Source organism: Campylobacter jejuni (assembly GCF_049221745.1).
GTDB lineage: Bacteria > Campylobacterota > Campylobacteria > Campylobacterales > Campylobacteraceae > Campylobacter_D > Campylobacter_D jejuni_E.
On the sequence record NZ_JBMJAO010000012.1, the window covers coordinates 14,980 to 35,919 of the forward strand.

The following is a 20,940-nucleotide window of genomic DNA, read 5'->3' on the forward strand; positions in this document are numbered from 1 at the left end:
ATTATTTAATAAAATAATCTCCATCAAAACTGATTAAAGAATATTTTCTTTCATCGCCTATGCTTTGAGTTAGCTCTTCTATGCTTAAAAAACTTAGCGTATCAGCTTCTACATATTCACGCACTTCTTCAGCATTTTTATTTGCGCTGATAAGTTCTTCAAAAGTTGGAGTATCTATGCCATAAGTATCAGGAAATTTGATCTCAGGACAAGCTATGGCAAGATGGATTTTGCTCACTCCTGCAGTACGAAGTAAAGAAATTATTTTTTTAGAAGTAGTACCACGCACCAAACTATCATCAATGACTACGATTTCTTTGCCTTCTAAAACCTTACGCATAGGGTTAAGCTTTAATTTTACTTTTAAATTTCTAAGCTCTTGAGTAGGTTCTATAAAGGTTCTTCCTACATAATGATTTCTTACTATTGCCATTTCAAGAGGGATTTGTAAATATTGCGCAAAACCTATGGCCGCACTTACTCCACTATCTGGTACAGGCACAACAAAGTCTGCTTTATAAGCAAATTTTTTAGCTAAAGCTTCGCCCATTTTTTTACGCACTTCATATACGCTTTTACCTTCTACTATGCTATCAGGTCTAGCAAAATAAATGTATTCAAAAGCACAAATTCTAGGAGTTTGAGAAAAAAGTTCTATGCTTTCAAATTTATCATTTCCCTGAGTAAAAATCAGCATTTCTCCTGGTTTAACATCACGAATAAATTCAGCCTCTATAAGATCAAAAGCACAAGTTTCACTAGCGACTATATAGCCTCCATCTTTTAAACGACCCAAAGACAAAGGACGTACCCCATGAGGATCTCTTACAACATAAAGTTTATCTTTGCTTGCTAAAACAAAACAATAAGCCCCTATACATTCTTTCAAACTCTCAATAAATCTATCTTTTAGACTTTTTTGCTTGCTTCTTGCAATAAGATGAATCACATTTTCTGTATCCATATTGGTTTGAAAAATAGCCCCATCTTGAATCAAACTTAATCTTACTTCTTCTTTATTAACTAAATTTCCATTATGCGCTAAAGCAATATCACCTAAAACTGAAGTGGCTGCTATAGGTTGTGCATCGTTTAAGCTTGAATTTCCCGCTGTAGAATAGCGATTATGCCCTATAGCGATTTCACCCTCTAAAGTTTTTAGATTATCAGGATTAAAAATTTGACTTACTTCACCTTTGGCTTTAATGGTCTTAATATTTTTACCATTGCTTACACTAATGCCGCTTGCTTCTTGACCACGATGTTGCATAGCAAAAAGTGCATAATACGCATAAGTGCTAGCATTTTTTGAATTGATAACTCCTACAACTGCACACATTTAAATTCCTAAAAAATCATTGATTGAATACATTTTTGCTTTTTGCTTACTAAGCCAAATAGCGATTTTAATCGCACCTTTAGCAAAAGTCGCCCTTGAAGTAGCGGTATGATTAAGTTCTAAAAATTCTCCATCTTCATAAAAACCTACCATATGGCGTCCTACTATATCGCCTCCTCTTAAACTCATCACAGCAATTTCATCTTTGCTTCTTTCACCTATAATGCCATCTCTTCCACTTACTCTTACTTTTTCAAGTTCTAAATTTCTAGCTTTTGCTACACTTTGGGCTAAAGTCATAGCTGTACCACTTGGTGCATCTTTTTTATGGCGATGATGCATTTCTAAAATTTCTATATCAAAATTTTTTAACATTTGACTCGCCTTGCTAGCAAGATAATTTAAAACTGCAACGCCTAAAGACATATTAGTTGCATAAAAAATCGGCATCACTTCACTAGCACTTTGCATCAAATGTAAAATTTTTTCATCAAGTCCTGTTGTACCTATTACCAAAGGTTTAGGCATAGTTCTTGCATAATTTAAAAGCTCATGAGTTCCACTTGGAGAAGAAAAATCAATAATCACATCACTTTTTTCAAAAAGCTCTTTTAAATTTCCGCCCTTATCATAAAGTATCGAAATTCGTGCTTGTGTTTCGCTTTTTAAACATTCTTCAATCTGTTTTCCCATGCGTCCTTTAGCGCCATAAATTCCTATTTTAATCATCTTTTTCCTTGAAAATAAAATGTTGATTTTAGCATTTATTTTGTAAATTTTAAATAATAAAATTAAGCTTTATGGTTTTTTAATTTATATAAATTATCTAACAATTTTGCTTCTTCTCCTAAGCCCTTGCTATGATAAAATTTTAAATTTTTATTAAGATATTTTTGCTCTACCCAGCCACCAAAATCATGTGGATAGAGATAATTTTGTTTTTTCTGATGATGATTGTTAAGATAATTGGGTATTTCCAAAGGCTCGTTATTTCTTACATAAGCTAAGGCTTTATTGATGGCCTTGTAGCTTGCATTTGATTTTATCGCACTTGCTAGATAAATCACACATTGGGCTAACATGATTCTTGCTTCAGGATAACCTATATTTTTAACAGCTTCTAGAGTCGAAACTGCTAAATTTAAAGCATTTGGATCGGCATTTCCGACATCTTCACTTGAAAAAATCACCAAACGCCTGGCGATAAAATCCGCACTTTCTCCTGCATCAATAAGTCTTGCAAGATAATAAAGTGCTGCATCAACATCACTTCCACGTAAACTTTTTATCATTGCACTTGCTAAAATATAATGTGTATCTTTTGAGCTAACACCTTCACTATTTATGGTGTTGCGAAGTTTTTTAAGATTTTCAAGACTGATATGTTTTTCATCTAAAACCAAGACAAATTCAAGCAAATTTAGCATAGCTCTTGCATCAGCACTTTTAAGTAGAAAATCTTTAGCTTCTTTATCAATACTAAATTTCATTTTTTCTTGCACACGCAAGAGTAAAGTTTCAAGTTCTTTTACCCCTAAAGATTTAAACTCAAAAAGTATGGAACGACTTCTTATACCAGAACTTAAAACAAAATAGGGATTTTCAGTGCTTGCACCGATTAAAATTAAACGGTAATTTTCCATAGGAATTAAAAGCATTTCTTGTTGGGTTTTGCTAAGGCGGTGAATTTCATCAATAAAAATTAAAGGCTTATAAAGACTATTTTTATAATTGTCTAAAATTTTTCTTAGTTCTTCGAGTTTAAAATTTCCTCCATCAAATTCATAAAAATCTAAGCCAAATTCTTTTGCTACAACTCTAGCAAAAGTTGTTTTTCCAGAACCTGCTGTTCCAAAAAAAATACTATGAGGAAGTTTTTGTAAAGTAGTAAATTTTTTGAAAATTTCTATAAGCTCATATTGTCCTAAAATATCATCAAAATTTTCAGGGCGAAAGGTCAAAGCTAGGCTCATTAATTTAAATCCATATTTGAAAATTCACTACCATTAATTTTTAGCTGAGGATTGGCTAAGCTATCATAGGATAAATTTAGAAAAAAGTTATTATTTTCTTTTAAAAAATATTGATTTAAACCTCCATAATCCTTTGTCCAAGGAAAAATTTCATCAGGCTCATCTGAACTGATAACTTGTAATTTTGCTTGATAAGAGTTGTTAATACTTAAATTGCCTTGTAGACTGATATTTTGTTTATTTTTTTCAAGGATTAAATTTTGTATTTTTAGATCAAGATTTTTTTGAATAAAATGAGAGATATTAAAATTTGTATTAAGAAATTTATTTATGGTTATATTAAATTTTGTTTTGTCAAAATTCAAATTCTGACCCAATAAAGATTTAAGATCAATATCAATTTCATTGGATTTTCCTTGTATGTTTAAGTTTACTGTTGAATTTTCTTCATTAAAATTTACTTGGTTTTTACTATAAAAAGAATTGATTTTATTGTTACCTAGCACAAGATAATCAAAGTTGATCTCTTGTTGGCTATCGCTAAATAAATTTAACTCATAAAATTGTACAGGATTGTTAAAAAATTGTTCGTAATTTAAATTTTGTAATACAAATTTAGTATAAAATTGAGAAAAATCAATCATATTAAAATGTATTTTAATGTTTTTAATTTCTAAATTTTTATTCATTAAAGCTTCAATATATCCGCCGTTTATGATGGTATCTCCGCCTTCATTGCTTAAATTTATATCTTTGATATTTAGAAATACTTTAGAGTTGTTATCGTGTAATTTGAGAGTAAAAGTTCCTAATTTATTGTTTTTTAACACTTCATCTAAAAAATCAAAAGGATTTGTAAAATTTCCTTTTATAATTTTATTTAAGAAAAAATAATTATTAAATTTAAGGTTAATTTTGGTTGAAAGCTGTGTATGAGAGTGATTTAAAGTAAAACTTCCCTTAGAAGTTAAAAAACCTTTTTTGAAGTAAATATCTGTAATTGTATAATCAGGATTGCTGTTTTTAATAAATTTATTAAATAAAAGTTCGTTAGTGTATCCTATATAAAATATATGAATAATAAAACCTAATATAAAACAAAAAACAATAAAAATCCATTTTTTCATTATTTGCCTTAGATGAAAATATAAGTGTTATTTTATAAATTGCTTGTTAAAAAAGAGTTTAAATTTTTATTTAAGAGTGATGAAGTAGCTTAGCAAAGAATGATTTTATAAATCCCTTGTTAAGGGATTTATATTAATAAGCTTTTTTATAACATTGAATTTCAATTTTTCTAGCTACTGGAATAGCTTGAGTATTTGGTGTAGCAGGTGCTCCATAAGAAATTTTACTTTCTAAAAAATTTCCAACTTGTAAATCTTTAAAAGTTCCATCTTTATCTGTTCCAAAAATACCACAATCATCCATTTCTATTTCGGTATTTGGTAGAACCTTTATAGCCATTTGTCCGCCATAAATTGAGTCAATAAGCAAGGTTTTATTGTTATCATAAATTTGTGCAATAGTACCTTCAAGTTTTAGACTATCTGCAAAAAGCATTGAGCTAGTTAAAAGTGCTGATGCAAATAAAATACTTTTTTTCATAATTATTTCTCCTTAATGTAAAGTGATGACATTATAAAATTTTTAAGTGAAGTGAATGTGAAATTAAAAATTTTGACTTTCATAAATTAATACGCTTTGATTATTTTCAAAAAAAGTTTGTGGAAAAAGATATAAACCTTCATTAAAAGGAGCTTTAATTAGGGTATATTGAAGATGAAATGGGGTAATGGAGTTAATAGATTGCTCTAAAAAAGTAGTGCAGTAAAAAGCATCTTTGTTTGTACTTATGATAAATTTTCTGCCTAAATGTTCCAAAGCTTTAGTAACTATTTTTTGTTTGGTTTTTTCATCAAATTTTAATCTTTTAATAGCAATTTTATGACTCAGTTTTAAAAAATCATCTATAGAGCTTAAGATGACTTGGTTTTTAGCATTTTTGTCATCATCTATTGTAGCATGTATGAGTATAGTTGGAGAAGTTTTAACTACCATAGCGATATGAGAATAAGAGCTTTGACTTAAATTTTCTATTAAAAAACTTTCACTTCCTATTCCTGCACGAAAGACAAGATCACCTATTTCAAGAGAAGGTAGATGGGATTTTTTGATGATTTGATTTGAAGGATTGGAATTTAGAAAGAAATCCCAAATTCCAATCAATAAAAATAAAATTAAGAAAAAATATAAAATTTTATTTAAGTAAAACAAGCCATTTTCCATCTTTTTTAGCAAGAAAAACATTGCTGCTTTGATTATTATCATTATTAAATAACACTAAAACTCTGATTTTAGCAGAATCTTCATTGATTGTTTTTTCTTCAATTTGAATATCTTTAACACCGCCCATTCTTTTTGCTTTGGCTGCATTTTCAGTAACAACTTGAGTGATTTTACCACTAACAAATGTTTTTTCTTCATCACTTTTAGCTTCGCTAAGATCAATGTAATTCATAACAGATTTAGCATCACCACTGTAAAGATCTTTTGTAAAATTTTTAGCTAAATCTTCAGGATTTGAAGAACCGCAAGCCACTACAAAAAAGGCAACTAAAGTTAAGAAAGAAAGTTTGAAAAATTTCATTTTTTTCCTTTGATAGTATAAATTAAAATACTTATAATTATAGCAAAATAATTCAAAATTATTTTTTTATTCTTGTTTAAAATGGTTACACTAGAAAATATATTTTTTTCAAGAAGCTATAAATTTAAACACATATAAGTTGGATTTAAAATATCCTATTTTATTATCGAATAAAAATGATACAAAAGGATAGGATATGGAAATTTTTTAGCTTTATTGGGTTTTTTTCTCGTTAGGATTGATAGTTTGGCTTTTGCTAAAAGATTATACTACTCCAGCATTAGCTTTTATAAGTGTAAGTATTAGTATAGCTGTATTTTTGCTTATTCTCGAACAACTTGGCTTTGGGGTAGGAACAGCTTTAGGGGTTAAAGGAGGTGTTTTTGATATTAAAACATTGGTTGCTTTTATTAAAGATGGAGTCAAAAGCGTAACGGATACGGCAGCTTTGTTTGTTTTTTCTATACTCTTTTTTAGTGTTTTAAATGCAAGTGGTTTTTTTACTAAAATTTTAAATGCATTTTTATCAAAAATGAAAGCCAATGTATATCAAGTTTGCATTCTTACTGTTTTTATTGCTGCTGTACATTTAGATGGTTCAGGTGCTTCTACTTTTCTCATTGTAATACCTGCATTATTACCTATTTATGAGCGTTTAGGTATAAGAAAGACTTCAATGTTATTGATTATTACTTCAGCTATGGGGGTTATGAATGTTATTCCTTGGGGTGGTCCTACTTTAAGAGCGGCTACTAATATAGGAATGGATGCAAATTTGCTTTGGCACCATATCATACCAATTCAGATTGTAGGTTTGGTATTATCTCTTCTTTTGGCAATTTGGATTGCTAAGTATAGAAATAAAAAGAGGTGCAGGTGCAGGTAATTTATCAGGAATAAATTTAAATATAGAAAAAAGCGAACACCATAATGAAAAATGGTTTTGGTTAAATTTACTTGTAGCTATTGGGGTTATTGGGCTTTTAATTAGTGGTATTATTCCTAGTTATATTTGCTTTATGATAGGACTTGCAATAGTTTTACCGCTTAATTATCCTAATTTAAAAATAGCTAAAAAAGTTTTAGATCATGCAAGTGGCGGTGCAATGCTTATGTATATTACTTTAATCGGTGCTGGGATATTAATAGGTGTATTTGATAAAAGTGGTATTATGGAAAAAATGGGTGTTTTGATTTTAAATTTTGTTCCAGATTATTTAGGTACTTATATTCCTTTGATGGTAGGGATATTGGCTGTTCCAATGGCAATTATTTTTTGTACAGATTCTTATTTTTATGGAGTGATGCCTATAGTTTTGAGTGTAACTAAGGCTTTTGGCGCTGAACCTTTGACTATAGCTATTATCATGGTGATAGCAAGAAATTGTGCGACATTTATTTCTCCTGTTGTGCCTGCAACTTTGCTAGGTTGTGGTTTAGCAGAGGTTAATATTAAAGATCATATCAAAAGAAGCTTTTTTTATATATGGGGTATAAGTATTATTTGCTTGATTTTTGCTGAGGTAGCTGGGATAATATAATTAAAATAAAAGAACTTTTGATTTTTCAATGATTGGTTCGTTGTTTTATGATATTTTTGAGTCAAAAATTTATAAAAATATAAGCGTTTTTTTGTATTATTTTATTTTACTTTAGAGAAAAATTATAAATTTAAACTTATGAGAATATTTTTTAAGTTGTAAAGTAAATTTTAAAACGGAGAAATAATGTACAAAAAACAAAATTTACCAGAACTTACCTTAAGGGGTTTGATTTTGGGAAGTATTTTAACTATTATTTTTACAGCTTCAAATGTATATTTGGGGTTAAAAGTGGGACTTACTTTTTCATCATCAATTCCAGCTGTGGTCATCTCCATGGCGGTTTTGAGTCTTTTTAAGACTTCAAATATTTTAGAAAATAATATGGTTCAAACTCAAGCTTCAGCAGCAGGAACGTTATCATCAGTTATTTTTGTTATCCCAGGGCTTTTTATGTGTGGGTATTGGAGTGAATTTCCACTTTGGCAAACTTTTATGATATGTCTTTGTGGTGGCGGACTTGGAGTGCTTTTTACCATACCATTAAGAAGGGCTATGGTGGTTGAAAGTAAACTTGCTTATCCTGAAGGTAGAGCCGCAGCTGAAATTTTAAAAGTAGCCAATAAAGATCAGAGTAATAAAAAAGGAAAACAAGGTATTAAAGAAATAGCATTAGGCTCTTTTATAGCTGCTATTTTTAGTTTATTAAGCAATGGTTTTAAACTCGTTGCAAGTGAGAGTAATTTTGCTTTTATTTGGAATAAAATGGCTTTTGGTTTTTCTATGGGATATTCTTTGGCACTTTTAGGAGCGGGTTATTTAGTTGGTTTAGCAGGTGCTATAGCTCTTTTTGTAGGTATGTTTTTAGCTTGGGGTATTTTTACTTCTTATCTTTCAAATTTTGAATTTGATAGTGCAAAAAATGCCGTAGATTTAGCTTCTAGTGTATGGAGTTCCAAAGTAAGGCTTATAGGAACAGGAGCTATTGCTATAGCAGCGCTTTGGACTTTAATAGAACTTTTAAAACCTGTTATTAAAGGTATTAAAGAAATTGTTAAAAATGTTAAAATTACTAATCAAGAAAAAAATAAAAGAACTGATACAGATCTTTCTTTAAAAAGTATTTTTATACTTTTTGTTTTAATGGTTGTGGGTTTATTTATTACTTTTTATAGTTTTGTTGAAGATGCTAACTTAAGCATTTATTATCAAATGCTATTTTCATTTGTTGGAACTTTAGTTTCTGTTTTAATAGGTTTTTTTGTTGCAGCAGCTTGCGGATATATGGCAGGACTTGTAGGATCTTCTTCTAGTCCTATTTCTGGAATCGGACTTATTGGTGTTATTATTTCTTCTATTGTTTTTTTGGTTTTAGGTATGGAACTTTTTCAAGATCCTATGCTTTCTAAATTTGCTGTAGCATTAGCTATTTTTACTACTAGTGTTATTTTGGCTACAGCTGCTATTTCGAATGATAATTTACAAGATTTAAAGACAGGACATTTAGTCGGAGCTACTCCTTGGAAGCAACAAGTTGCTTTACTGATAGGCTGTGTTTTTGGTGCTTTGGCTATAGTTCCTGTTTTAAATTTGCTTTATCAAGCTTATGGTTTTGTCGGAGCAATGCCAAGAGAAGGTATGGATGCTTCATCGGCTTTAGCAGCTCCACAAGCAAATTTAATGAGTACTATCGCTCAAGGAATTTTTCATCACAATATAGAGTGGGGTTATATGGCTTTTGGTGTATTTGTAGGAATTTTAATGATTATTATAGATAAAATTTTAAGAAGAACGCAGAAAATGTCTTTGCCACCTTTAGCCGTTGGAATAGGTATTTACCTTCCTCCCGCTGTAAATATACCTTTAGTTATGGGCGGAATTTTAAAATATATTGTAATGCAATACTTGACTAAAAAATATGCAAAAAATTCTCATAAAGAAGAAAAACTTGCGAGTTGTGAGCAAAGAGGCACGCTTTTTGCTTCAGGGCTTATAGTGGGTGAAAGTATTTTTGGGGTAATTATCGCAGGAATTACTGTATTTTCAGTAAGCATGGGTGGTAGTGAAAATCCTTTAGCTTTAAATTTAACAAATTTTCATGATAGCGAGCTTTTCGCACTTATCTTTTTTGTGGGAGTTGTATTATATTTCATTAAACGTATTGTTAAAAAAGATGCTTAATTTTTGGGGTTAAAACCCCATTTAATTCATTTTGATATAATTTTTCTTCAATTATCATTCAAGGATTAAAATGGAAAATTTATATGCTTTAATACTTGGAATTATAGAAGGTCTGACTGAGTTTTTACCTGTTTCTTCAACAGGACATATGATTTTAGGTACGACTATTTTAGGTATTGATATAGATGAGTTTTGGAAAAGTTTTTTGATTATCATCCAGCTTGGTTCTATTTTGGCGGTAATTTTTGTATTTTGGCGTAAATTGTTTCAAGGGCTTGATATTTGGTTAAAACTTGCAGCGGGATTTTTTCCTACTGGAGTTATAGGGCTTTTTGTGGCAAAATACTTAAGCACTTTATTTAATGGTTGGGTTGTGGTTGGAATGCTTATTTTCGGTGGTGTTGTGCTTATTCTTATAGAACTTGCACATAAAAATAAACAATATCGTATCAATTCCTTAGAAGAAATAAGTTTTAAACAAGCTTTTTGTATAGGTATTTTTCAATCTTTAGCCATGATTCCTGGAACTTCAAGAAGTGGAGCAAGTATTATTGGTGGGCTTTTGTTAGGATTTAATAGAAAAGTGGCTGCTGAATTTAGCTTTTTGCTTGCCATTCCAACGATGATTATTGCTACAGCTTATAGCATTTATAAAGAGCCTGAATTGCTTAGTAATACAAATTCTTTAATTCCTTTAGGTATAGGTTTTATCACTGCTTTTGTTGTTGCAGTTTTAGTTATAAAATTTTTCTTAAAATTTATTTCTAAATTTGACTTTATCCCTTTTGGAATTTATCGTATTATTTTAGGATTTGTTTTCTTTTATTTATATTATAGTGGGATTTTAAATGCTGGAAGTGAATTTAAGCTATAAATAAATATTAAATTTATTCTAAGATTTTTTTAAAAATAAGCTGAATTTCAAAAATAATTAAGTCTTAGAAAGTTAAAATTAGAACTTTATAAACACTCACAGGGTAAGTGAGCGACAAAGGGTTAAAAATATGGAAAAAGAAGTTATTGCGTATTTGGATAATGAGATAATAATTGACTCTCAAAGCGTGAAAGATACAAATCTAAAAGAAATTTATTTTGATAATTCTAAAGAAAGTTTAGAGGTAATCCGTCATTCTTGTGCACACTTAATGGCACAGGCAATTAAAAGCTTGTATCCTGAGGCTAAATTTTTCGTTGGTCCTGTTATAGAAGATGGATTTTATTATGATTTTCGTGTGAAAAGTAAGATTGGCGAAGAAGATTTAGTAAAAATTGAAAAAAAGATGAAAGAACTTGCCGAAGCAAAGATTGAAATTTCAAAATATGAAATCACAAAAAACGAAGCTTTGGCTAAATTTCAAAATGATGATTTAAAACAAGAAGTTTTATTGCGTATTCCTGATGGAGCTGTAAGTATTTATAAGCAAGGTGAATTTGAAGATTTGTGTCGTGGTCCTCATGTGTCAAATACGAAATTTTTACGCTTTTTTAAACTCACTCGTGTTGCAGGAGCGTATCTAGGTGGCGATGAAAAAAGAGAAATGCTTACTCGAATTTATGGTACTGCTTTTGCAGATAAGGAAAGTTTGAAAGAGTATTTAACCATTATCGAAGAAGCTAAAAAACGCGATCATAGAAAGCTTGGAACAGAGCTTAAACTTTTTACTTTTGATGATGAGATTGGAGGAGGTCTTCCTATCTGGTTAAGTAATGGTGCAAGACTTAGATCTAAACTTGAACATATGCTTTATAAAATTCATCGTTTGCGTGGTTATGAGCCTGTGCGTGGGCCTGAACTTTTAAAAGCAGATGCATGGAAAATCAGTGGGCATTATGCAAACTATAAAGAAAATATGTATTTTACACAAATTGATGAACAAGAATATGGTATTAAGCCTATGAACTGTGTAGGGCATATTAAAATTTATCAAAGTGATGTAAGAAGTTATCGTGATTTGCCTTTGAAATTTTTTGAATATGGCGTGGTGCATCGTCATGAAAAAAGTGGCGTTTTGCATGGACTTTTTAGAGTGAGAGAATTCACTCAAGATGATGCACATATTTTTTGTATGCCAAGTCAGATTAAAGAGCAGGTTTTAGAAATTTTAGCTTTTGTAGATAATCTGATGAAATTATTTGATTTTAGCTATGAAATGGAAATTTCAACTAAACCTGAAAAAGCTATAGGCGATGATGAAATTTGGGAAGTGGCGACTAAGGCTTTAAAAGAAGCTTTAGATGAACAAGGTTTAAAATATGGCATTGATGAAGGTGGCGGGGCTTTTTATGGGCCAAAGATCGATATTAAAATCACTGATGCTTTAAAAAGAAAATGGCAATGTGGAACTATACAAGTAGATTTTAACTTACCAAATCGTTTTAAACTTGAATACACTGATAGTGATAATGAAAAAAAACAACCCGTAATGCTGCATCGTGCGATTTTGGGTTCTTTTGAAAGATTTATAGGAATTTTAACCGAACATTGTGCGGGTGAGTTTCCATTTTTTATCGCACCAACTGCGGTGGGTATAGTGCCAATAGGCGAAGCACATATTGCTTACGCAAAAGAAATTCAAAAAGAATTATTAGAGCTTAATATCGATAGCGAGGTGTATGAAAAAAATGAGAGTTTAAGTAAAAAAATTCGTATCGCTGAAAAACAAAAATTACCTATGATTTTAGTTTTAGGTGATGATGAGGTGGCAAAGCGTAGCGTTGCTTTAAGAGATAGAAGAGCTAAAGAACAAAAAAATCTTAGCTTGGATGAATTTATTAAATTAGTTAAGGAGAAAATGAGTGAGGTACACTTTTGAGTAAAGAAAAAGAAGTATTGCTCAATGAAGAAATAAGAGCGGATGAAATCAGATGTGTTGGCGATAATGGCAAGGTTTATGGTATTATCAGTAGTGATGAAGCTTTAGAAATTGCAAATCGTTTAGGACTTGATCTTGTAATGATAGCTGCAGATGCTAAGCCACCTGTTTGCAAGATCATGGACTATGGTAAATTCCGTTATCAACAAGAAAAAAAACAAAAAGAAGCAAAGAAAAAACAAAAAGTGATTGATATAAAAGAAATCAAACTTTCTGTAAAAATTGCTCAAAATGATATTAATTACAAGGTAAAACATGCTTTAGAATTTTTAGAACAAGGTAAGCATGTGAGATTTCGTGTGTTCTTAAAAGGACGTGAAATGGCAACTCCTGAAGCAGGTGTAGCTTTGCTTGAAAAAATTTGGACTATGATAGAAAATGAAGCTAATCGTGACAAAGAGCCAAATTTTGAAGGTCGTTATGTAAATATGCTTGTAACTCCAAAAAAAGCTTAATCCACTTTTGTGGATAAGGCTTTTAAAGGTTTTAAATTTTGAAAGAAAATCCTTCTTTTTTAAAAGAGCAAATTATAACTTATCTTGGAAATAAAAGAGCACTTTTAAGTTTTTTAAATAAGGGCTTTAAGGTAGCTAAAAAAGAACTTGGTAAAGATAAATTTAGCTTTTGTGATATATTTAGTGGCTCAGGTGTTGTAAGTCGTTTTGCAAAGGCGCACTCAAATTTCATTATAGCTAATGATTTAGAAGATTATTCGAGGGTTATTAACGAATGTTATCTTAGCAATAAAAATAAAAATTTAAATGAACTTATAAAAAAATATCACAAAAATTTAACTCAAAATTTAGAACTTCAAAAAGGTTTTATCAGTGAGCTTTATGCTCCAAAAGATGATGATGATATTAAAAAAAATGAAAGGGTTTTTTATACTTTTAAAAATGCTTTATACCTTGATACCATAAGGCAAAAAATCGAAAATGAAATTCCAGAAGAATTAAGGCGTTTTTTTATAGCACCTTTAATCTATGAAGCAAGTGTTCATTCTAATACGAGTGGAGTTTTTAAAGGTTTTTACAAAGGAAAAAATGGCATAGGAAAATTTGGAGGAGAAGCTGGAAATGCTCTTAAACGTATAAAAGGTGAAATAAAACTTAAAATGCCTATTTTTTCAAATTTTTTTTGTGAATTTAAAGTTATACAAAAAGATGCGAATATACTTGCAAAAGAACTTGATGATATAGATGTAATTTATCTTGATCCTCCTTATAATCAACATCCTTATAGTTCAAATTATTTTATGCTAAATTTAATTGCAAACTATAAAGAACCTAAAGAGATTTCAAATATAAGCGGAATTCCAAAAGATTGGAATCGTAGTATTTATAATAGTCAAAAAAATGCTGAAAATGCTTTATTTGACTTAATTTATAATTTAAAAGCTAAAATTATTTTATTATCTTATAATTGTGAAGGCTTTGTACAAAAAGAAAATTTTTTAAAACGCTTACAAAATCTTGGAAAATGCTTTTTATTGGAACAAAAATACAATACCTTTAGAGCTAGTAGAAATCTTAAAAATCGATCTATTTATGTCCATGAGCAACTTTATATTTTAGTTAAAAATTAATTCCGTATTAAAATTATGTATTAAAAGAAGAATTTTCAGAAGTAAATGATATACATTTATAGTAAAATATTTATTTACAATAGAGTTAATACAGTTTTCAAAATTTTTTAAAGAAGAAAAATCAGAAAATAATAGACTTATGTTATATGAAAAAGTTTTAAAATGCTGGATAAAAATTCATTTTTGTACAAATGTAAATATTTAAGATTTATATAAAGATTAAGCTTTAATTAAAATAATAAAAAACTAAGAAAGATTTTAAAGAGTTTTTATTTTTGATAAATTTTACAATATTTTTATTCTTTTCCATTCACTATTGGTACAAATAAACATTCTTCTAAAACTTCTTTTTGTAAATTTGTGCCATTTTTTCTAATGCGTGTGATGAATTGTTTGCCATTGTGTAAAATAGGAGCGACTAAAATTCCACCATCGCTTAATTGATCTAGTAAAATTTCAGGAATTTGTGTCGCATAAGCAGAAAATAAAATTCTATCATAAGGAGCATAATTTTTCCAGCCATTTTGTCCATCATCAAATTTTACATTGATATTAAAAAGTTCTAATTCTCTGAAAGTTTGAGCGGCTTTTTTGGCTAAATTTTCTATGCGTTCTATGGTAAAAACACGCCTTATGACTTTGCTTAAAATCGCAGCTTGATAGCCGCTTCCACAACCTATCTCTAAAATACTATCAGCATTTTTAAAATCTAAAGCCATAGTCATTTTAGCTACGGTTAAAGGCGAACTAATCCATTGAGAATTTGCCAAAGGCAAAGCATCAAGGCGATAAGCATGGGCTTTTAAAGGAGAAAAAATTTCACGCGGAATTTGACAAAAAGCATTGAAAAGTTCTTCATTGATAAAAACTTTTTGTGCAATTTCTTCAGCCATATTTTGACATCTTTTTTGTTCAAATGCGTTCATTACTTCTCCTATAAATTTAAATAAAAATTGTAACTAAAAAAGTTGAAATAGAGTTAAACTTAGCTATACTTAAATAAAAAGGAAAAAAATGCTTATAAAATTTAAAAATCACAGTCCCAAACTAGGTCAAAATGTTTTTGTTGCAGAGGGTGCTAAAATCATAGGAGAAATAGAAATAGGAGATGAAAGTAGCATTTGGTTTAATTGTGTTTTAAGAGCCGATGTTAATTTTATAAAAATTGGCAAAAGAACCAATATTCAAGATCTTAGCACGATACATGTTTGGCATAGGGAATTTGATGAAAAAGGAAAGTTAAAAGATGCTGGTTTTCCTACGATAATAGGAGATGATGTAACCATAGGGCATAATTGCGTTATCCATGCTTGTGTGATAAAAAATCGTGTTTTAATCGGAATGAATGCTGTTATCATGGATAATGCTTTGATAGAAGAAGATAGCATAGTGGGTGCTGGAAGCGTTGTAACAAAGGATAAAAAATTTCCGCCACGCTCTTTAATACTTGGAAACCCTGCAAAATTTGTGCGTGAATTAAACAATGAAGAAGTAAGCTTTCTAAAACAATCTGCTTTAAATTATGTGGATTTTAAAAACGAGTTTTTAAAAGATCTTCAGTGATATTTTGAAGTTTAGGCGAGAGTTTTACTTCAAATTTCACAAAACGATCAAGATCTAAAAAACTCTCATCGAGTTTTGAAATTTGCTCTTTTGTATAATCTTGAATAGTATTTAAAGATGACTTTTTAAGAAGTCTTTTTTCTTTGTAGACTAATTCTAAAAGTTCTTTGCGTTCTAAATTTTCATCTTGATTTGGGTTTTCGTCAAAAACATAAAGCTCATCAAAAAGGATTTTCTTTGTGTTTTTATCATAAACCCTAAAAAGCTTTTTAAAATGAGGTAGAGTTGATTTTTCGTTATTTTCACTGATTTTGATTTTAGGTTTTATGCCTTGATCTTCTAAAGCTACGAGTTTATAAACGCAACTAAAAATAGGATCGCTTGAAGCAGTGATCAATCTTTCGCCTACACCAAAGATATCAATAGGTGCGTTTTGTTCTTTGAGTTTTTTAATGCTCCATTCATCAAGGGCATTAGAAACTATAATTTTGCATTTTTGAAGTCCTACTTGATCAAGTTCTTGTCTGATTTTCAAACTCAACTCAAGTAAATTTCCAGAATCTATTCTCACACCGCCTTCTTGGATACCAAATTCTTTAAAAACTTTAATCGCATTTTTAAGTCCGCTATTTAAACAATCATAAGTATCGATCAAAAAAACAGGATTTTTTGGATAAATTTTCACATAAGCTTTAAAAGCTTCAAATTCATTTTCAAACATTTGCACCCAAGAATGTGCCATAGTTCCATTGATAGGGATATTATAAATTTTTCCTGCTAAAGTACAAGCGCTTCCTATACAACCTCCTATAAAAGCTGCTCTTGTTCCTTTTAAGGCTGCTTCACTTCCTTGTGCTCTGCGTGAGCCAAATTCTAAAATTTTACTTTCTTTGGCTGCACGCACAATTCGATTTGCTTTAGTAGCAATAAGACTTTGGTGGTTTAAACTTAAAAGTAAAAAAGTTTCTAAAAGCTGTGCTTCTATGGTTGTAGCTTTAATACAAAGTAAAGGTTCGTTTGGAAAAATCACTTCTCCTTCACGCATAGCATAAATTTCGCCCTTAAATTTAAAGCTGGCTAAAAAATCTAAAAATTCTGTATCAAAAATACCTTGTTTTCTTAAAAATTCTATATCTTCTGTATCAAAACTCAAATTTTCAACAAAGTCTAAAACATCTTCAAGACCTGCAAAAATAGCAAAAGACCCTGAATCTGGAATTTTTCTAAAAAATATATCAAAATAACAGATTTGATCTTTTTTATTGTTTTTGAAATAGCCTTGAGACATTGTAAATTCATAAAAATCACAAAGCAAGGCTAAAGAAGTTTTAGAAGTCATCAAAGCTTATGCTACCCTTAGAATAATTCGTTACTTTACTTTCAAAGAAATTGCTCTTTTGATCGTTAAATTTTGAAAAATCATCTACCCATTTAATAGGATGTTTTGCATTGTATAACTTATCTAAATTGATCGCACTTAATCTTTGATCTACAAGATAATGGATATATTCTTCTATGATATCATCAGTAAAGCCCATGATTTGATTTTGAGTGATGTATTTACCCCATTTGATCTCAAGATCTCCAGCTTTTTTAAACATATCATAAATTTTATTGATATTTTCATCATGGAACAAATCAGGTCTTTCTTTGCGTACTGAATTGATCATATTTTGAAATAATAAAAGATGTGTGATTTCATCTCTTTGGATAAAGCGGATCATTTGTGCTGAACCTAGCATTTTTCCTGCACGTGCAAGTGCGTAAATAGCAGTAAAACCACTATAAAAATATACTCCTTCTAAAATTTGATTTGCCACCATAGCTAAAAGAAGTTTATTATCATCTACATCGCCTGCTAATTCTTCATAAATGCTTGAAATAAAGTCATTTTTTTCACGCAAAGTTTCATCATGCTTTTCCATTTCATAAATCAAATCTGTATTATCGCAAATCGCTTCTACCATAACAGCGTAAGATTTTGAATGGTTTGCCTCTTCATAAGCTTGGCGTGCTAAAACCGCATTGATTTCAGGAGCCGTGATGTAAGGGTTGATATTATCTGCTAAATTATTGGTTTGAAAACTATCCATAGAAATAAGCTGACTCCAAACCAAATCATACATTCTTTTTTCACCTGCAGTTAAGTTACAGCGATAATCAAGTGTATCTTTAGTTGTATCCACTTCTTTTGGAAACCAAGTATTTGCCTCCATTAAATCCCAAAGTTTTAAAGCCCAAGTATATTTTGCCTTAGTGAAATTTAAAATTCCATGTGGGTTACCATCAAAAACTTTACGATCTCCTAGGGTTTCGTTTGAGCTTGGATTGTAAATTCTTTTTCTTTGCATTTTTAACCTTTCTTTATGCTTTGGTAGCTATACAACTTTGAGTTAAAATATCGTGTAAATTTAAACGATCTTTTCTTACAAAACTGACAAATAAACCAAAGAGTAAGCCAAAACTTATAATAAATATCACATATCTTAGTAAAATTCTAAGAAAACTTAGTTTCTTTCCCGTTTTTATATCAATAAGATATAAATCATATGCTTTAAGACCTGGGCTTTGTGCCTTTTTTGTTAAAAAAATAGCTTGAATCAAACCAAATAAAAAAGTACATAAAGTTGTGATAAAATGGTTGTTTAAAAAAGCTTCTTTAGAGCCTAATAGAAAATAAAATAAATACAAAATAGGAACGTAAATAAGAAAAATATCTATAAGCAAAGCTCTAAATCTTAGCCATCTAGAGGTAATTTTTGCTTTAGTTTTCATTTAATTTCCACGACTTCCTGGTTTTATAGCTTTACTCCCTTTTTTACAAAGCGGGCAATTTGTTTCATCGTAAATTTCAAATTCAAAATTTCCTAGAGTAAAGAGTGGTAAATTTTCAGGTAATTTCGCATTATCTTTTCTTGGAGATTTTAAATTTTCTACTGCACAAAAACCACGATTTGCCAATGCTGCAAAACCTACAACAATGCCACCTAAACTTTCAATGATTTTTGCACTCTCTAAAGCACTACCACCTGTAGTAATGATATCTTCACAAATTATAAATTTTTCACCCTTTTTTACTTCAAAACCACGTCTTAAAGTCATTTCTTTATTTACTCTTTCAGTGAAGATAAAACGTTTATTGCAAGCTCTTGCAAGCTCATAACCTGCTAAAATTCCGCCTAAAGCAGGAGAACAAATGCTATCAAATTCTATCTTATAGCTTGCAATAATTTTTGCAAGTTCATCACAAAGTTTTGCTGCTAATTTTGGATTCTCTAAAATTTTTGCACTTTGAAGATAAAACTGCGAATGTTTACCTGAACTTAGTAAAAAATGCCCTTCTAAATAAGCACCACAATCTTTATAAATTTGCTCTAAATTCATAGTTAAACCTTTAAAAGTTCACTTTCTTTGCTTTTTACACTCTCATCAATTTTTGTTGTATAGGCGTCGGTAAGTTTTTGTACTTCATCATAAGCTTTTTTTGCTTCATCTTCGCTTATTGCCTTATCTTTTTCTAGTTTTTTAACTGCATCGTTGGCATCTTTGCGTATATTTCTTATAGAAACTTTTGCCTTTTCACCCATAGCTTTAGCTTGTTTTACGTTTTCTTCTCTTTGCTCTCTAGTCATTGGAGGAAAAAATAATTTTACACTTTCGCCATCATTGTTTGGATTTACACCGATATTTGCAGCTGCAATAGCGCTTTCTATGGTTTTTAGTAAAGGTTTTTCCCAAGGAGTGATGCTAATAGTTGAAGCATCGCTTGCTAAAACAGTTGCCACTTGATTTAAAGGGGTTTGAGTTCCATAATAATCCACTGTAATATGATCTAAAATATGGGTATTAACTTTTCCAGTTCTTAAAGTGGTGAAGTCTTTTTTTAAGGCTTCTAAGGATTTTTCACTTTGGATTTTTTGTTTGTTAAAAATTTCATTTAGCATTATCATTTCCTTATAATTATTTACTTGAATTAATATCGCCTGGAAGTTGTGGTGCACTTGGAGCGATAGAATTTGTGTTTGGGGTAGTAGGTATAATAGGAGCACTTGGAATAGTAGTGTTGTTTTCTACTTTAATTTTCTCTGCTAGAGAGTCCTTGCTAGTTTTATTGTATAAATAACCAAGACCAATAGTATTTGCAATAAGTAAAATTCCCATAACAAAGGTAAATTTTGCCAAAAATCCAGCCGGTCCTTTAGCGCCAAATAAACTTTCATTGCTTCCACTATAAGCTCCAAGTCCTATACTTGAACTTTTTTGAAGTAAAACTGCTATACAAATAACTACAACGATGATAAATTGTAAAATGATTAAAAGAGTGATCATTGAAAATTCCTAAAAGTTAATTTTTAAATGATTATTTTAACTAAATAAAACTTGAAAAGTTTTGAAACTTGAAAAGTTTTGTGAGAAAAATCCCACAAAAACTTATCTGCTATTGAAGCTTCTTAAGATATTAAGTAAAGATACGAAAAGATTAACAAAATCAAGATAAAGCGCTACTGCACCTTCGATTGGAGTTTCATAATTTCCGCGGATAATGTTTTGCGTATCATAAAGAATGTAAAATGAAAATAATATTGCAGCTACTGCTGAAATAGCTAGATTAACTATACCGCTTTGGAAGAAAAGGTTTAGTAAAGATGCTGCTACAATAACGATTAATACTATAAATAAAGCTTTACCCATAACAGTAAAATCTTTTTTTGTATTCATAGCAAATACACTAAGTCCTGCAAAAGCAACTGTTGTTAAAGCAAATGCTTGAGCGATGATAATTCCTCCAGCTGGTAGAGCTAAAACTGAAATAAGCAAAGGTGTAAGCGTTAAACCTGAGCAGAAAGTAAAACCAAAAAGTAAAACAAGATTTAATGGAGCCTCTCTTTTTTTCCATTGCAAAGCAAATAAAAGTCCAATTTCAACAGCAAAAAGGATCCAAAAAGTTACTTGTGATTGTATAAAAAATGATGCTAAAGCAAAAATTCCTACATACGCACCTACTGTTGCAGCTAATAATGAAGCAGCAAAAAGTTGATAAGTTTGTTTAATAAAAATACTTAATTCGCTTGAGCGTGTATTTTCAAATTCTTTTGATCTTGAGTAGTCTCTATCATAAAGACTCATATATTCTCCTTGCAAAATTGTTAGATTTTTTAAAATCTTGAGCGAAATCTAACATATTAGACTAAATAAAAAGTTAATTTATATAATATCTTATGCTTATAATGAAAT

General features: G+C 30.0%; 21 protein-coding genes and 1 pseudogene. 7 read left to right on the plus strand and 15 right to left on the minus strand.

Translation table 11 applies throughout. From position 1 onward, the window contains the following. Position 1 precedes the first annotated feature (1 nt). The 7 genes from purF to ACOTU8_RS07950 form a co-directional block, all read right to left on the minus strand. On the minus strand, positions 2-1,339 hold the full coding sequence (purF, locus tag ACOTU8_RS07920; RefSeq protein ID WP_422342435.1) for an amidophosphoribosyltransferase: 1,338 nt from the start codon (positions 1,337-1,339) through the stop codon (positions 2-4). Next, positions 1,340-2,068 carry a 4-hydroxy-tetrahydrodipicolinate reductase gene (dapB, locus tag ACOTU8_RS07925; RefSeq protein WP_422342436.1) on the minus strand — a complete coding sequence of 243 codons (729 nt, stop codon included), beginning with the start codon at positions 2,066-2,068 and terminating at the stop codon, positions 1,340-1,342. Positions 2,069-2,130: 62 nt separating this feature from the next. Next, positions 2,131-3,312, minus strand: a complete 1,182-nt coding sequence (locus ACOTU8_RS07930; RefSeq protein ID WP_422342437.1) for a replication-associated recombination protein A — start codon at positions 3,310-3,312, stop codon at positions 2,131-2,133. Beyond that, positions 3,312-4,439 carry a hypothetical protein gene (locus tag ACOTU8_RS07935; protein WP_422342438.1) on the minus strand — a complete coding sequence of 376 codons (1,128 nt, stop codon included), beginning with the start codon at positions 4,437-4,439 and terminating at the stop codon, positions 3,312-3,314. Before ACOTU8_RS07935 ends, ACOTU8_RS07930 begins: the two co-directional genes overlap by 1 nt. A gap of 133 nt (positions 4,440-4,572) precedes the next feature. Then, a complete protein-coding gene (locus ACOTU8_RS07940) occupies positions 4,573-4,920 on the minus strand; it encodes a hypothetical protein (protein ID WP_126222246.1) in 348 nt (115 codons plus the stop codon). 63 nt (positions 4,921-4,983) lie between these two features. Then, entirely contained in the window at positions 4,984-5,589 is a 606-nt protein-coding gene (locus tag ACOTU8_RS07945) for a YiiX/YebB-like N1pC/P60 family cysteine hydrolase (RefSeq protein WP_422342439.1), read from the minus strand. Next, complete coding sequence (locus ACOTU8_RS07950; RefSeq protein ID WP_422342460.1) at positions 5,573-5,914, minus strand: DUF4878 domain-containing protein; 342 nt, start codon at positions 5,912-5,914, stop codon at positions 5,573-5,575. Before ACOTU8_RS07950 ends, ACOTU8_RS07945 begins: the two co-directional genes overlap by 17 nt. A 237-nt stretch (positions 5,915-6,151) precedes the next feature. Between ACOTU8_RS07950 and ACOTU8_RS07955 the strand changes: the two are divergent. The 6 genes and pseudogenes from ACOTU8_RS07955 to ACOTU8_RS07980 all read left to right on the plus strand — a co-directional run bounded on the left by ACOTU8_RS07955 (position 6,152) and on the right by ACOTU8_RS07980 (position 14,142). After that, positions 6,152-7,503: pseudogene (locus ACOTU8_RS07955) on the plus strand (CitMHS family transporter). Positions 7,504-7,686: 183 nt separating this feature from the next. Then, positions 7,687-9,684 (plus strand): OPT family oligopeptide transporter, encoded by a 1,998-nt coding sequence (locus ACOTU8_RS07960; protein ID WP_422342461.1) that lies wholly within the window; start codon positions 7,687-7,689, stop codon positions 9,682-9,684. Between the two features lie 70 nt (positions 9,685-9,754). Beyond that, a complete protein-coding gene (gene uppP / locus ACOTU8_RS07965) occupies positions 9,755-10,558 on the plus strand; it encodes an undecaprenyl-diphosphate phosphatase (protein WP_422342440.1) in 804 nt (267 codons plus the stop codon). Between the two features lie 130 nt (positions 10,559-10,688). Next, positions 10,689-12,497 (plus strand): threonine--tRNA ligase, encoded by a 1,809-nt coding sequence (thrS, locus tag ACOTU8_RS07970; RefSeq protein WP_422342441.1) that lies wholly within the window; start codon positions 10,689-10,691, stop codon positions 12,495-12,497. After that, entirely contained in the window at positions 12,494-13,012 is a 519-nt protein-coding gene (infC, locus tag ACOTU8_RS07975) for a translation initiation factor IF-3 (RefSeq protein ID WP_422342442.1), read from the plus strand. Before thrS ends, infC begins: the two co-directional genes overlap by 4 nt. A gap of 38 nt (positions 13,013-13,050) precedes the next feature. Continuing rightward, positions 13,051-14,142: a DNA adenine methylase gene (locus tag ACOTU8_RS07980; RefSeq protein ID WP_422342443.1), complete on the plus strand. Its 1,092-nt coding sequence runs from the start codon at positions 13,051-13,053 to the stop codon at positions 14,140-14,142. A 296-nt stretch (positions 14,143-14,438) separates the two neighbouring features. Here the strand turns inward: ACOTU8_RS07980 and pcm are convergent, their stop codons facing one another. Then, positions 14,439-15,068 carry a protein-L-isoaspartate(D-aspartate) O-methyltransferase gene (gene pcm, locus ACOTU8_RS07985; protein WP_422342444.1) on the minus strand — a complete coding sequence of 210 codons (630 nt, stop codon included), beginning with the start codon at positions 15,066-15,068 and terminating at the stop codon, positions 14,439-14,441. 88 nt (positions 15,069-15,156) lie between these two features. Between pcm and ACOTU8_RS07990 the strand changes: the two genes are divergently transcribed. Then, positions 15,157-15,705 (plus strand): gamma carbonic anhydrase family protein, encoded by a 549-nt coding sequence (locus ACOTU8_RS07990; protein ID WP_422342445.1) that lies wholly within the window; start codon positions 15,157-15,159, stop codon positions 15,703-15,705. Here ACOTU8_RS07990 and ACOTU8_RS07995 read toward each other — a convergent pair. The 7 genes from ACOTU8_RS07995 to ACOTU8_RS08025 form a co-directional block, all read right to left on the minus strand. Then, complete coding sequence (locus ACOTU8_RS07995; protein WP_422342446.1) at positions 15,674-17,047, minus strand: nicotinate phosphoribosyltransferase; 1,374 nt, start codon at positions 17,045-17,047, stop codon at positions 15,674-15,676. The genes ACOTU8_RS07990 and ACOTU8_RS07995 overlap by 32 nt on opposite strands. Beyond that, complete coding sequence (gene nrdB / locus ACOTU8_RS08000) at positions 17,034-18,056, minus strand: ribonucleotide-diphosphate reductase subunit beta (protein ID WP_422342447.1); 1,023 nt, start codon at positions 18,054-18,056, stop codon at positions 17,034-17,036. Before nrdB ends, ACOTU8_RS07995 begins: the two co-directional genes overlap by 14 nt. Before the next feature lie 13 nt (positions 18,057-18,069). Then, on the minus strand, positions 18,070-18,480 hold the full coding sequence (locus ACOTU8_RS08005) for an RDD family protein (RefSeq protein WP_422342448.1): 411 nt from the start codon (positions 18,478-18,480) through the stop codon (positions 18,070-18,072). Beyond that, a complete protein-coding gene (gene pyrE, locus ACOTU8_RS08010) occupies positions 18,481-19,089 on the minus strand; it encodes an orotate phosphoribosyltransferase (protein WP_422342449.1) in 609 nt (202 codons plus the stop codon). Positions 19,090-19,091: 2 nt separating this feature from the next. Continuing rightward, positions 19,092-19,655, minus strand: a complete 564-nt coding sequence (gene frr, locus ACOTU8_RS08015; RefSeq protein WP_422342450.1) for a ribosome recycling factor — start codon at positions 19,653-19,655, stop codon at positions 19,092-19,094. Between the two features lie 10 nt (positions 19,656-19,665). Further along, the gene (gene secG, locus ACOTU8_RS08020; protein ID WP_422342451.1) at positions 19,666-20,034 is read right to left on the minus strand and encodes a preprotein translocase subunit SecG; all 369 of its coding nucleotides are present in this window, start codon (positions 20,032-20,034) and stop codon (positions 19,666-19,668) included. A gap of 102 nt (positions 20,035-20,136) precedes the next feature. After that, positions 20,137-20,832 (minus strand): Bax inhibitor-1/YccA family protein, encoded by a 696-nt coding sequence (locus ACOTU8_RS08025; RefSeq protein WP_422342452.1) that lies wholly within the window; start codon positions 20,830-20,832, stop codon positions 20,137-20,139. Positions 20,833-20,940: the final 108 nt, after the last annotated feature.